The organism is Streptomyces griseocarneus (assembly GCF_014655595.1).
In the GTDB taxonomy this organism is placed as follows: Bacteria; Actinomycetota; Actinomycetes; order Streptomycetales; family Streptomycetaceae; genus Streptomyces; species Streptomyces griseocarneus.
On the sequence record NZ_BNBL01000006.1, the window covers coordinates 449,808 to 462,425 of the forward strand.

General features: G+C 72.0%; 11 protein-coding genes. 3 read left to right on the forward strand and 8 right to left on the reverse strand.

All coding sequences use genetic code 11. The features are described 5' to 3' along the window. Nucleotide 1: 1 nt before the first annotated feature. The 3 genes from IE295_RS18610 to deoC are packed head-to-tail and all read right to left on the reverse strand — an operon-like array spanning nucleotide 2 to nucleotide 3,304. Nucleotides 2-886 (reverse strand): aldehyde dehydrogenase family protein, encoded by an 885-nt coding sequence (locus IE295_RS18610; protein ID WP_190064785.1) that lies wholly within the window; start codon nucleotides 884-886, stop codon nucleotides 2-4. Next, complete coding sequence (locus IE295_RS18615; RefSeq protein ID WP_190064828.1) at nucleotides 879-2,315, reverse strand: aldehyde dehydrogenase family protein; 1,437 nt, start codon at nucleotides 2,313-2,315, stop codon at nucleotides 879-881. The genes IE295_RS18610 and IE295_RS18615 overlap by 8 nt, the downstream gene beginning before the upstream one ends. After that, nucleotides 2,312-3,304, reverse strand: a complete 993-nt coding sequence (deoC, locus tag IE295_RS18620; RefSeq protein WP_190064829.1) for a deoxyribose-phosphate aldolase — start codon at nucleotides 3,302-3,304, stop codon at nucleotides 2,312-2,314. Before deoC ends, IE295_RS18615 begins: the two co-directional genes overlap by 4 nt. A gap of 140 nt (nucleotides 3,305-3,444) precedes the next feature. Here deoC and IE295_RS18625 point away from each other — a divergent pair, with 140 nt between their 5' ends. Further along, the gene (locus tag IE295_RS18625; protein WP_190064786.1) at nucleotides 3,445-4,125 is read left to right on the forward strand and encodes a PH domain-containing protein; all 681 of its coding nucleotides are present in this window, start codon (nucleotides 3,445-3,447) and stop codon (nucleotides 4,123-4,125) included. 731 nt (nucleotides 4,126-4,856) lie between these two features. Here the strand turns inward: IE295_RS18625 and IE295_RS18630 are convergent. The 3 genes from IE295_RS18630 to IE295_RS18640 all read right to left on the reverse strand — a co-directional run bounded on the left by IE295_RS18630 (nucleotide 4,857) and on the right by IE295_RS18640 (nucleotide 8,274). Then, on the reverse strand, nucleotides 4,857-6,536 hold the full coding sequence (locus tag IE295_RS18630; protein WP_224323117.1) for a phospho-sugar mutase: 1,680 nt from the start codon (nucleotides 6,534-6,536) through the stop codon (nucleotides 4,857-4,859). 377 nt (nucleotides 6,537-6,913) lie between these two features. Further along, nucleotides 6,914-7,735, reverse strand: a complete 822-nt coding sequence (locus IE295_RS18635) for a purine-nucleoside phosphorylase (protein WP_190064788.1) — start codon at nucleotides 7,733-7,735, stop codon at nucleotides 6,914-6,916. 101 nt (nucleotides 7,736-7,836) lie between these two features. Continuing rightward, nucleotides 7,837-8,274, reverse strand: coding sequence for a gamma-glutamylcyclotransferase family protein (locus IE295_RS18640; protein ID WP_071965776.1), 438 nt, complete (start codon nucleotides 8,272-8,274; stop codon nucleotides 7,837-7,839). Nucleotides 8,275-8,439: 165 nt separating this feature from the next. On the opposite strand from IE295_RS18640, the gene IE295_RS18645 reads away from it, so the two are divergent. Together IE295_RS18645 and IE295_RS18650 are read left to right on the forward strand one after the other, a co-directional pair. Continuing rightward, nucleotides 8,440-9,888, forward strand: coding sequence for an NAD(P)H-quinone dehydrogenase (locus tag IE295_RS18645; RefSeq protein ID WP_190064789.1), 1,449 nt, complete (start codon nucleotides 8,440-8,442; stop codon nucleotides 9,886-9,888). Nucleotides 9,889-9,981: 93 nt separating this feature from the next. Further along, entirely contained in the window at nucleotides 9,982-11,019 is a 1,038-nt protein-coding gene (locus IE295_RS18650; RefSeq protein WP_190064790.1) for a DeoR/GlpR family DNA-binding transcription regulator, read from the forward strand. Between the two features lie 9 nt (nucleotides 11,020-11,028). Here IE295_RS18650 and IE295_RS18655 read toward each other — a convergent pair whose 3' ends face one another. After that, on the reverse strand, nucleotides 11,029-11,580 hold the full coding sequence (locus IE295_RS18655) for a TetR/AcrR family transcriptional regulator (RefSeq protein WP_190064830.1): 552 nt from the start codon (nucleotides 11,578-11,580) through the stop codon (nucleotides 11,029-11,031). A 193-nt stretch (nucleotides 11,581-11,773) separates the two neighbouring features. Continuing rightward, a partial coding sequence (locus IE295_RS18660) for a biotin/lipoyl-containing protein (RefSeq protein WP_190064791.1) occupies nucleotides 11,774-12,618 on the reverse strand: 845 nt, incomplete at its 5' end.

Genomic DNA, 12,618 nt, shown 5'->3' on the forward strand with positions numbered 1-12,618 from the left:
CCTAGTAGGACGAACCGCCCGCGCCCAGCGAACCCGTGGGGTGCCAGACGGTCTTCGTCTCGAGGAAGGCGGTCAGCCGGCCCGTGCCCGGGTCGGCGGCCCAGTCCACAGCCTGTGGACGGACGACGCGCTTGAGGTTGTCCGCCGCGGCGACCTCGAGGGCCTTCGCGAGCTCCTCGTCGGCACCCGCCAGGTCGATCGCGTTGACGTCCTGGTGCGCGGCGAGGGACGGAGAGATCTCCGCGGCCTTGCCGGACAGGATGTTGACCACGCCGCCGGGAACGTCGGAGGTGGCGAGCACCTCGCCCAGCGACAGCGCGGGCAGCGGGGCCTTCTCGGACGTGATGACGACGACCGTGTTGCCGGCGGCGATCACCGGGGCGATCACCGAGACCAGGCCCAGGAGCGAGGACTCCTGCGGGGCCACGACGGCCACGACGCCGGTCGGCTCGGGGGAGGAGACGTTGAAGAACGGCCCCGCCACCGGGTTGGTGCCCCCGACGACCTGGGCGATCTTGTCGGTCCAGCCCGCGTACCAGACCCAGCGGTCGATCGCGGCGTCCACCTGGGCCGCGGCCTTGGACTTCGACAGCCCCTCGGCGTCGGCGACCTCGGCGACGAACTGGTCGCGACGGCCCTCGAGCATCTCGGCGACGCGGTAGAGGATCTGGCCGCGGTTGTACGCGGTCGCCCCCGACCAGCCGCCGAACGCCTTGCGCGCCGCCACGACGGCGTCACGGCCGTCCTTGCGGGACGACAGGGGGGCGTTGGCGAGCCACTTGCCCTTGGAGTCGGTCACCTCGTACACCCGCCCGCTCTCGGACCGGGGGAACTTGCCCCCGACGAACAGCTTGTAGGTCTTGAGCACGCTCAGACGATCAGACATCGAGGTAGGCCTCCAGACCGTGGCGACCGCCCTCGCGGCCGAAGCCCGACTCCTTGAAGCCGCCGAAGGGCGAGGTCGGGTCGAACTTGTTGAACGTGTTGGCCCAGACGACGCCGGCCCGCAGCTTGCTCGCCACCGCCAGCATCCGGGAGCCCTTCTCCGTCCAGATGCCGGCCGACAGCCCGTACTGGCTGTTGTTGGCCTTCGCCACCGCCTCGGCGGGCGTGCGGAAGGTCAGCACGGACAGCACCGGGCCGAAGATCTCCTCGCGGGCGATCCGGTGGGCCTGGGTGACGTTCGTGAACAGCGTCGGGGCGAACCAGTAACCGGCGCCCGGCAGCTCGCACGCCGGGGCCCAGCGCTCCGCGCCCTCGGCCTCGCCGCTGTCGGCCAGCGCCGTGATGCGGGCCAGCTGCTCGGCCGAGTTGATCGCGCCGACGTCGGTGTTCTTGTCGAGCGGGTCGCCGACGCGCAGCGTCGACATCCGGCGCTTGAGGGCGTCCAGCAGCTCGTCCTGGATCGACTCCTGGACCAGCAGGCGGGAGCCCGCGCAGCAGACCTGGCCCTGGTTGAAGAAGATGCCGTTGACGATGCCCTCGACCGCCTGGTCGATGGGCGCGTCGTCGAAGACGATGTTGGCGCCCTTGCCGCCCAGCTCGAGGGTGAGCTTCTTGTCCGTACCGGCGACGGTACGGGCGATCTGCTTGCCGACGCCGGTCGAGCCGGTGAAGGCCACCTTGTCGATGCCGTCGTGCGCGACGAGCGCGGCACCGGTCGAACCGTCGCCGGTGAGGATGTTCACGACACCCTTCGGCAGGCCCGCCTGGCGGCAGATGTCGGCGAAGAACAGCGCCGACAGCGGCGTGGTCTCGGCCGGCTTGAGGACGACGGTGTTGCCCGCCGCCAGCGCCGGGGCGATCTTCCACGCCAGCATCAGCAGCGGGAAGTTCCACGGGATGACCTGGCCCGCCACGCCCAGCGGGCGGGGGTTGGCGCCGAAGCCCGCGTGGTCGAGCTTGTCGGCCCAGCCGGCGTAGTAGAAGAAGTGCGCGGCGACCAGCGGGAGGTCCGCGTCGCGCGTCTCCTTGATCGGCTTGCCGTTGTCCAGGGTCTCCAGGACGGCCAGCTCGCGCGAGCGCTCCTGGATGATCCGGGCGATCCGGAACAGGTACTTCGCGCGCTCGGCGCCCGGCAGCGCCGACCACTTCTCGAACGCCTTGCGGGCGGCCTTCACGGCCGCGTCCACGTCCTCGGCCGAGGCCTGGGCGACCTCGGAGAGGACCTCCTCGGTCGACGGCGAGACGGTCTTGAAGACCTTGCCGTCGGACGCCTCGCGGAACTCGCCGTCGATGAACAGCCCGTAGGAGGGGGCGATGTCGACGACCGCGCGCGACTCCGGCGCCGGTGCGTATTCGAAAGCCATGATCAGTCCACCGTCACGTAGTCGGGACCGGAGTAGCGCCCGGTGCTCAGCTTCTGCCGCTGCATCAGCAGGTCGTTGAGGAGGCTGGAGGCACCGAAGCGGAACCACTCGTTGGACAGCCACTCCTCGCCCACGGTCTCGTTGACCAGCACCAGGAACTTCATCGCGTCCTTGGTCGTACGGATGCCGCCCGCGGGCTTCACCCCGACCTGGACCCCGGTCGTGGCGCGGAAGTCGCGCACGGCCTCCAGCATGAGCAGGGTGTTCGCCGGGGTGGCGTTCACCGCGACCTTGCCGGTCGAGGTCTTGATGAAGTCGGCGCCCGCGAGCATGCCGAGCCAGGAGGCGCGGCGGATGTTGTCGTAGGTCGACAGCTCGCCGGTCTCGAAGATGACCTTCAGCCGGGCCGCCGTGCCGTCCTGCCGGCGGCAGGCTTCCTTGACGGCCTTGATCTCCTCGAAGACGGAGAGGTAGCGGCCCGCGAGGAACGCGCCGCGGTCGATCACCATGTCGATCTCGTCCGCGCCGGCGGCGACGGCGTCGGCCGTGTCGGCCAGCTTGACCGGCAGGGCGGCGCGGCCGGCCGGGAACGCGGTGGCCACGGAGGCGACCTTCACGTCCGAGCCCCTGAGGGCCTCGGCGGCGGTCGCCACCATGTCGGGGTAGACGCAGATCGCGGCGGTGCGCGGGGTCTCGCGATCCGTCGGGTCCGGGTTGAGGGCCTTGGCGCACAGCGCCCGGACCTTGCCCGGGGTGTCCGCGCCCTCGAGGGTCGTGAGGTCGATCATGGAGATCGCCAGGTCGATGGCGTACGCCTTCGCCGTCGTCTTGATCGAGCGGGTGCCGAGCGCCGCGGCGCGGGCTTCCAGCCCGACCGGGTCGACGCCCGGGAGGCCGTGCAGGAAGCGGCGCAGCGCTCCGTCGGAGGCGGTCACGTCCGCCATCGACGCCAGTCGCTCGGCGGCTTCGTTGCCGTGTGAGGGAACAGTGGGCATGGTCACCGGATGAGCATATCTACGCGCGTAGCGCATGTCACCCCCTCCTGCGGAGGGACTGCCTCCGCTGTCATTCGTGCCCTGGCTGTTACCAAGGCCGTTACCGAGGCCGTTACCGGGCGTGGGGCACAATCGGCGGCATGACGAGCAGCTCCTCGCAAGCGCCGGACCAGGGGCCCGGCCATGAGCCGGGCCACGGGCCGGTCACCGACCCCGACCAGAAGCACGCCGACCGGTGCTACCGCTCCGCCGCCGGCATCGCCAGCGGCGTCCTGCTGCTGGCCCTGATCGGCTGGCTGGGCGGTGACGCGATCGTGCGCGGCGAGGGGAACGCTCCCTGGCTCGCCCTCGCGGGCCTGCTCTTCGCGGTGCCGCTGACCATCGCCTTCACGGTACGCCCCGCGGTGTGGGCGAGCGAGGACAGGCTGCTGGTCCGCAACCCGTTCCGCACGATCACCCTGCCGTGGGCCACTGTCGAGGCCGTTCGGGCCGGGTACTCGAGCGAGGTGCTCGCCGGTGGGGCGAAGTACCAGCTCTGGGCCATTCCGGTGTCGCTGCGCCAGCGCAAGACCGCGGCGCGGCGGGCGGCGCGCGATGTCGCACAGGACGTGCGGGTCGTGTCGCACGGCGGCGGCGCGCTCGAGGGGCCGGTGCGGGCGCCCTCCGACCAGGCGGTCGAGGACCTGCGCGAGCTCGCGGAGCGGTGTGCCGGGCGGGAGGGGGCGCAGGGGGTGCCGGTGGTTCGGTGGGCGTACGAGCTGATCGTGCCGGCGCTGGTGGGGTTGGTGCTGGTTGTGGCGCTGGGGGTGGCGGGGGGCTGAGGCCGTCTCGCTGGTGCGGGGGCCGGGTGCCGGGGGCTGGGGGTGGCTGCCGCCGGTTGTCGGGGCGGGGGCCGGGGGCTCCGGAGGGTGTTCCGGAATCGGATATTTACGGGCCCGGTGCCGTCTCGCGTGTTGATCGCCCTCACATTGGGCCCACAAATATCCGGCAGCATTCCGGAACACCCTCCTGCGCCCCCGACCCCCTCCCGTCACCGGGACGGCCAGCTGGGGTGGTGGGTGGGGGTGGGTGGGCGGCCAGCCCCGGCTGGGTGGGCAGCCATCCCTGGGTGGGTGGGCGGCCATCCCCGGGGGCAAGCATCACTGGCTGGGTGGGCAAACATCCCCCGCTGGGTGGGTGGGACCTGCCCCCCCCGTTCGGGGCGCGCACCGGTGCCCCCCCGTCTGTGACGTGAGGGGGCCCACCAGCCCCCGCCACCGTCTCCCCGTCTGTGACGTGAGGGAGACCCACCCACCCCCGCCCCTTCCTACCCTCCCCCTACCCGCCGGCGGCTGTCGGCGGTCGGCTGTCGACTGACGGCGTGAGGGGGCGGGGCGGGGTGGGACGGGCCCTGGTAGGGGCGTCAGGGTTATTTGCGGCCCTGGTGCGGGGCGAGCATCACTGTTGGGGCTCCGGGCCGTAAATAATCCAGCCCCGGAAGGGCCCGGCCCACACCGACCCGGCCCCGCTCCACCACGCACCCGCACCCGTACACGCACCCCCACCACGACGATCAGATGCCGGCAGCCCCCGCCACATCCGCCTTGATCGCCGCCAGCACGGACTCCGCCCGCCCCCGCGCATCCACCAGCGCCGCCGCCGACGCGACCGGCACCACGACCTCCAGGTAGCACTTCAGCTTCGGCTCCGTGCCGCTCGGCCGCACGATCACCCGTGCCCCCGACACCTCGCCCGCCTCGTCGCCCGCCAGGGCGTACCGCAGGCCGTCCGTCGGCGGCAGCGACTCCGTGCCCTTCGTCAGGTCCTCCGCCGAGACCACGTGCAGCCCGGCCAGGACCGCCGGCGGCTGCTCCCGCAGGCGGCGCATGGCCGCGGCGATGAGGGAGAGGTCCTCGACGCGCACCGACAGCTGGTCCGTGGCGTGCAGGCCGTGCTCGACCGCCAGGTCGTCCAGCAGGTCGCTCAGCGTCCGGCCCGTCGCCTTCAGCTCGGCCGTCAGCTCGGCCACCAGCAGCGCCGCCGTGATGCCGTCCTTGTCGCGGACGCCGTCGGGGTCGACGCAGTAGCCCAGCGCCTCCTCGTAGGCGTAGCGGAGGCCGTCCACGCGCGAGAGCCACTTGAAGCCGGTGAGGGTTTCCTCGTAGGACGCGCCCGCCGCTGCCGCCGCGATGCGGGACAGCAGGGACGACGAGACGATCGTCGTCGCGAACGTGCCGCGGGCGCTCTTGTGCACGAGGTGCGTGGCGAGCAGCGCGCCGACCTCGTCGCCGCGCAGCATCCGCCAGCCCTCGACGGCGTCCGGGGCCGGTACGGCCACGGCGCAGCGGTCCGCGTCGGGGTCGTTGGCGATGATGATGTCCGGGGCGTTGTCGCCCGCCGCGCGGGCGGTGGCGAACGCCAGGTCCATCGCGCCCGGCTCCTCGGGGTTCGGGAACGCGACGGTCGGGAAGTCCGGGTCCGGGTCGGCCTGCTCGGCGACGACGACCGGGGCCGGGAAGCCGGCCCGGTCGAAGGCGGCGGTGAGGACGTCGCGGCCGACGCCGTGCATGGGCGTGTAGACGACGCGGACGTCGCGCGGGGAGCCGGCGGTCAGGACGGCGTCGGTGCGCTCGAGGTAGGCGCCGACGACGGCGTCCTCGCGGAGGGTCTCCCAGCCGGCGGAGGGGCGCGGCACGTCGTTCAGGGACGTGATCGCGGCGATCTCGGCGGCGATCTCGGCGTCGGCGGGCGGGACGATCTGCGAGCCGTCGCCGAGGTAGACCTTGTAGCCGTTGTCACGCGGCGGGTTGTGGCTGGCCGTGACCTCGATGCCGGCGACCGCGCCGAGGTGGCGGATCGCGAAGGCGAGGACGGGCGTGGGCAGCGGCTTGGGCAGCAGCGCGGCCTTCAGGCCGGCGCCCACCATGACGGCGGCGGTGTCCAGGGCGAAGTCCGCGGACTTGTAGCGGGCGTCGTAGCCGATGACGACGGTGCCGCCGGCGTGGCCCTGCTTCTTGAGGTACGCGGCGAGACCGGCCGCGGCGCGGATGACGACGGAGCGGTTCATCCGCATGGGGCCGGCGCCGAGCTCGCCGCGGAGGCCGGCGGTGCCGAACTGCAGGGTGCCGGCGAAGCGGGCGCCGAGCTCGGTGAGGTCACCGGCGTCGATGAGCCGGGCGAGCTCGTCGCGGGTGTCGGGGTCGGGGTCCTCGGCGAGCCAGGCCTGGGCCTGGGTGATGAGGTCTCGCTCCACGTCTTTCCTCCGGAGGTTTCGGGGTGGGTTCGCCTGCGGTGCCGGGTGGTCGGGGCCGGGGCGGGACGGGCCCTTCTGGGACTGCATGATTTACGGCGGACGAGCTCCAGCGTTGAGGGTGCCCCCAATGCCGCCGCAAATCACGCGTTACGTCCCTGCCAGGGCCCGTCCCGCCCCGGCCCCTCCCGTCGGCTCGGCGGCCGCGGGTCGTGGGGGCTTCCCCAGCCCCATGCGCGTCGGCCCGCTGCCGGGTGGTCGGGTGGGTGGGTGGGCGTGCACGCGCCGAAGGCGCGTGTACCCACCATGGTGGTTGGCCGAAAAAACCGCGCCGGAGGCGCGAAAGGCACCTCCGGCGCGGAGCGGCCGGACCGGCGAGGTCAGAGCTTCGGCAGGACCTGTGCCAGGAGCGAGCCCATCCGCGAAGCGGCGTCGCGGCCGGCCTCGAGGACCTCCTCGTGGTTCAGCGGCTCGCCGGTCATGCCCGCGGCGAGGTTCGTGACCAGGGAGATGCCCAGGACCTCGGCGCCGGCCTCGCGGGCCGCGATGGCCTCGAGGGTGGTGGACATGCCGACCAGGTCGCCACCGAGGGTGCGGACCATGTGGATCTCGGCCGGGGTCTCGTAGTGCGGGCCGGGGAGCTGGACGTAGACGCCCTCCTCGAGGGTCTCGTCGACCTCCTTGCACAGGGCGCGCAGACGGGGGGAGTACAGGTCGGTGAGGTCGACGAAGTTGGCGCCGACGATCGGCGAGGTCGCCGTCATGTTGATGTGGTCGCTGATCAGCACCGGCTGGCCGGGGCGCATGCCGTCGCGGAGGCCGCCGCAGCCGTTGGTGAGGACGACGGTCTTGCAGCCGGCGGCCACGGAGGTGCGGACACCGTGGACGACGGCGGCGACGCCGCGGCCCTCGTAGTAGTGGGTGCGGCCGAGGAAGACCAGCGCGCGCTTGTCGTTGACCTTGTAGGAGCGGATCGTGCCCGCGTGGCCCGCGACGGCGGCGGCGGAGAAGCCCGGGAGCTCGGTGACCGGGAACTCGGCCTCGGGGGTGCCGAGGGCTTCGGTGGCGGGAACCCAGCCGGAGCCCATGACCAGGGCGACGTCGTGGGTCTCGGCGCCCGTGAGCTCGCGGAGGCGGGCGGCGGCGGCGTCGGCCGCGGCGTACGGGTCGGCCTGGATGTCGGGGGTTACAGAAGCGTTCACGCGGACGAGGGTAGCCGCTCTTGGCCTACGCGCGTAGATGTCGCTGGTTACGGTGTTCCGATTGTTGCTTTGTGCTTTGCGACGAGATGAAATCGTCATCTTCAGCACGGGCGCTTGCGCAGCTCCATGACGTAGTCGTGGGGCGCACCGGCGGATTCCGCGGCGTCGGCGATCTCGCCGAGGTAGCGGGCGGAGGGCAGGCCGCCCTCGTAGCCGTTGAGCACATAGACCCAGGCTGGCTCCTCGCCGTCGAGTGTGTGCACCCGGACACGCATGCGGCGGTAGATGTCCAGGCCCACGCCCTCCCAACGGTCCATCGAGTCCTCGTCCATCGGAGCGATGTCGTAGAGGGCCACGAAGACCTGGGAGCGGGGGGCCTCGACGATGGTGGCGAGGGCGCCCTCCCAGCCCATCTGTTCCCCGCCGAACGTCAGCCGCCAGCCGTTGAGCCAGCCGGTGCCGCGCAGCGGCGAGTGCGGTGCGCGGCGGGTCATCAGCCGCGCGTCGAGGTTGCCGGCGTACGCGGCGTAGAGCGACATGGTTCCGAGGGTACGGGAGTGAGGCGGGACGGCATTTGGGGTGGCAATCTCGAAGGGAGGTTCGTTCGGAACTTTCCGGCGGATTTCGTTCAGAGGCCGTGCGGATCGGTGAGGGAATCGCGTAGGGGAGGCCCCGGAAGGAGCCGCTTTGATGGGTGCGGGACAATGGAATACGTGACTCGGATCGTGATCATCGGTGGCGGACCCGGCGGCTATGAGGCGGCGCTCGTCGCCGCGCAGCTCGGCGCGGAGGTGACCGTCGTCGACTGCGACGGTCTGGGCGGGGCGTCGGTGCTGACCGACTGCGTGCCCTCGAAGACTCTTATCGCGACGGCAGAGGTGATGACGACCTTCGACTCCTCGTACGAGGAGCTGGGGATCATCGTCGCCGACGACACGCCGCCGCTTGAGCGGGCGGCCGGCGTGGTCGGCGTGGACCTGGGCAAGGTCAACCGGCGTGTCAAGCGCCTCGCTCTGGCGCAGTCCCACGACATCACGGCGTCGGTGACCCGGGCCGGCGGGCGCGTCCTGCGCGGGCGCGGGCGGCTGGAGCCGCAGCAGGCGGCGGACGGGTCGCGCCGCGTCGTGGTGCGGGCGGCGGACGGCACGGAGGAGACGCTGGTCGCCGACGCGGTGCTGGTGGCCACCGGCGCGCATCCGCGCGAGATCCCCGACGCCCTGCCGGACGGCGAGCGGATCCTGAACTGGACCCAGGTCTACGACCTGGACGAGCTCCCCGAGGAGCTCATCGTGGTCGGCTCGGGCGTCACCGGTGCCGAGTTCGCCGGCGCCTACCAGGCGCTGGGCTCGAAGGTGACGCTGGTGTCGTCGCGCGACCGGGTGCTGCCCGGTGAGGACCCCGACGCGGCCGCCGTCCTGGAGGACGTCTTCCGGCGGCGCGGCATGAACGTCATGGCGCGCTCCCGTGCCCAGTCCGCCAAGCGGGTGGGGGACCGGGTCGAGGTGACGCTCGCCGACGGCCGGGTGATCACGGGCACGCACTGCCTGATGGCGGTGGGCTCCATCCCCAACACGGCCGGGATAGGGCTGGAGGAGTCCGGGGTCCGGCTCAAGGAGTCCGGGCACATCTGGACGGACAAGGTCTCCCGGACCAGCGCCCCCGGCGTCTACGCGGCCGGCGACTGCACCGGGGTCTTCGCACTGGCGTCGGTCGCCGCCATGCAGGGCCGGATCGCGATGTACCACTTCCTGGGCGACGCGGTGGCCCCGCTCAATCTCAAGACGGTATCCGCGAACGTATTTACGGATCCGGAGATTGCGACGGTCGGGTATACCCAGGCCGACGTCGACAACGGCCTGATTGACGCACGGGTCGTCAAGCTTCCCCTGCTGCGGAATCCGCGGGCGAAGATGCAAGGCATTCGAGACGGTTTCGTGAAGATGTTCTGCCGTCCGGGCACGGGCATCGTGGTCGGTGGTGTGGTGGTCGCCCCGCGGGCGAGTGAGCTCATTCACCCGGTCTCGATCGCCGTCGACAACAATCTGACGGTCGAACAGATTGCGAACGCGTTCACCGTGTACCCGTCGCTGTCCGGTTCCCTCGCCGAGGTGGCCCGCCAGCTGCACACGCGGAAGACGCAGCGCGAGGCGTAGCGGGCGCGGGGGGCCGGGCGCCGGCCCCCTATACCACTCATCGATGCGGGCAGCGGACAACTTACGTTAATTGCTGCAACCTGCTGAAAAGAGATGGTCGTTGGCGTTACTGTCGGTTTCGTGTTCGCTGCAGAACGTCGTCAATTGATCCTCGAAATGGTGCGGGCCAACGGGGCGGTTTCGCTCCGGGAGCTCGCCCGCGTCGTCCAGACCTCTGAAGTGACCGTACGGCGGGACGTGCGGGCGCTGGAGGCCGAAGGACTTCTCGACCGCCGGCACGGCGGTGCGGTACTGCCGGGCGGTTTCACCAGGGAGTCCGGCTTCCCGCAGAAATCCCATCTAGCGACCGCCGAGAAGACGGCCATCGCCGATCTCGCGGCGAGTTTCGTCGACGAGGGCGAGGCCGTCGTCGTCGGCGCCGGTACCACCACGCAGGAGCTGGCCCGCCGGCTCGCACGCGTACCGGGTCTGACCGTGGTCACCAACTCCCTGCTCGTCGCCCAGGCGCTGGCCCATGCCAACCGCGTCGAGGTCGTCATGACCGGGGGCACCCTGAGAGGGTCGAACTACGCCCTGGTCGGCAGCGGCGCCGAGCAGTCCCTGCAGGGGCTGCGGGTCTCCCGGGCGTTCCTGTCCGGCAGCGGCCTGACGGCCGAGCGCGGGCTGTCCACGTCCAACATGCTCTCGGCGAGCGTGGACCGGGCGCTGGTGCAGGCGGCCGCCGAGGTCGTGGTCCTCGCGGACCACACCAAGCTGGGCACCGACACGATGTTCCAGACCGTGCCCACGGACGTCATCACCAGACTCGTGACCGACGAGCCGCCCGCCCACGACGACCGGGCGGCCACGGAACTCCAGGCGCTGGCCGACCAGGGCGTGCACATCTCGGTCGCCGGGCCCGGCGCGGGGTCGGGCTCGGGGACGGGTGCGGTGCACGGCGAAGCGGACCGGCAGGCCCGCCGCCGGGACGTGCCGCCGCTGCCCGGGCAGCGCAGAAGCCTGCCGCTGGGGCACGGCCAGCCGCCCGGCACGGTCCAGGGCGGTCCACCGGGCGCGCAGCTGCGCAGCGCGGTCTCGCTGGGGGACCAGGCCACGGCACGGGTGGCCGATCTGGCCCCGCGGCGGCGGTGAGGGGCGGGCCTACCGCGCCGCCTTCAGGCCCGTCAGCGTCAGGGTGAGCAGGCGGTCGGCCAACTCCGGGTCGTCCGGGGACTGTTCGACCGCCAGCGAAATGGCGTTGGTCAACTGCATCAGGTCGGCGATGTCCACGTCCTCGCGGATGGCGCCGGCCGCCTTCGCGCGGGCGAGCAGCGTGTCGCCCGCGTCGCGCATCGGCAGGCTGCACCGCGACATCGCCGACGCCTCGTCGCTCTGTGCGGCCATCAGGGCCCGTGACAGGCCGCGGTAGGTGCTGGCATGGGTCACGATGGCCCGCAGCCACGCCACCAGGGCCCGGCACGGCTCGGGGGACGCCAGCAGCTCGCGCGAGCGGGCCAGCAGCCCGTCGACCTCCCCCTGGAAGACCGCGCTCATCAGGGCCGTGCGATTGGGGAAGTGCCGGTAGAGCGTCCCGATGCCCACGCCGGCCCGCTTGGCGATGTCCTCCAGCGAGGCGTCCGTGCCGTGCTCGGTGAACGCCGTACGGGCCTCGGTGAGCAGCCGCTCGTAGTTGCGCCGTGCGTCCGCGCGCATGGGTCGTGGTGACGTCTGCGCCGTGTCGGTCGCCATTGCGTCCGTCCTCCCGGTCGATGGCTTCGGGGGTGGCTCTGGGCCCACGGTCCCCGCCAGTCAAGGATGCCAGGCCGCCGAGGCGGCCGGACCACGAATGCCCACGGGCCCCGGCCGATGCGGCCGGGGCCCGTGGGGCGGACGTGATCCGTACGGGTCAGTCCTTGATCTCGCAGATCACGGCGCCGGAGGAGATCGACGCGCCGACCTCGGCCGTGATGCCCTTGATGGTGCCGCTGCGGTGGGCGTTGAGCGGCTGCTCCATCTTCATGGCCTCGAGGACGACGACCAGGTCGCCCTCGTTGACCTGCTGGCCCTCTTCGACCGCGACCTTGACGATGGTGCCCTGCATCGGGGAGGCCAGGGCGTCGCCGGAGGCGGCGGAGCCCGACTTCTTGGCGGCGCGGCGCTTGGGCCTGGCCCCGCCGGCCGCTGCGGTCCGGGCGATCGTCATGCCGAGCGAGGAGGGCAGGGACACCTCGAGGCGTTTGCCGCCGACCTCGACGACGACGGTTTCGCGGCCGGGGGTCTCTTCGTCCTCGTCGGGGGTGGTGCCGGTGAAGGGGGTGATGGTGTTGTCGAACTCGGTCTCGATCCAGCGGGTGTGGATGCGGAACGGGTCGGCGGTGAACGCGGGATCGGTGACCACGGCCTGGTGGAAGGGGATGGCGGTGGCCATGCCCTCGACCTGGAACTCCGCCAGCGCGCGTGCCGCACGCTGCAGCGCCTGCTCACGCGTGGCACCGGTGACGATCAGCTTGGCCAGCAGCGAGTCCCACGCCGGACCGATCACACTCCCGGACTCCACACCCGCGTCCAGACGCACACCCGGGCCGGTGGGAGGCGTGAAACGGGTGACGGTGCCCGGGGCGGGCAGGAAGTTACGGCCCGGGTCCTCGCCGTTGATACGGAACTCGAACGAGTGCCCGCGCACCGGGGGGTCGGTGTAGCCGAGTTCCTCGCCGTCGGCGATGCGGAACATCTCCCTCACCAGGTCGATGC

What these genes read in the sequence shown, in the direction of transcription:
- IE295_RS18625 (WP_190064786.1), top strand. Translation starts at nt 3,445, where the DNA reads ATGACGAGCAGCTCCTCGCAAGCGCCGGACCAGGGGCCCGGCCATGAG.
- IE295_RS18655 (WP_190064830.1), bottom strand. Translation starts at nt 11,580, where the DNA reads ATGCGCGCGGACGCACGGCGCAACTACGAGCGGCTGCTCACCGAGGCC.
- IE295_RS18645 (WP_190064789.1), top strand. Translation starts at nt 8,440, where the DNA reads ATGGAATACGTGACTCGGATCGTGATCATCGGTGGCGGACCCGGCGGC.
- IE295_RS18610 (WP_190064785.1), bottom strand. Translation starts at nt 886, where the DNA reads ATGTCTGATCGTCTGAGCGTGCTCAAGACCTACAAGCTGTTCGTCGGG.
- IE295_RS18650 (WP_190064790.1), top strand. Translation starts at nt 9,982, where the DNA reads ATGGTCGTTGGCGTTACTGTCGGTTTCGTGTTCGCTGCAGAACGTCGT.
- IE295_RS18640 (WP_071965776.1), bottom strand. Translation starts at nt 8,274, where the DNA reads ATGTCGCTCTACGCCGCGTACGCCGGCAACCTCGACGCGCGGCTGATG.
- deoC (WP_190064829.1), bottom strand. Translation starts at nt 3,304, where the DNA reads ATGCCCACTGTTCCCTCACACGGCAACGAAGCCGCCGAGCGACTGGCG.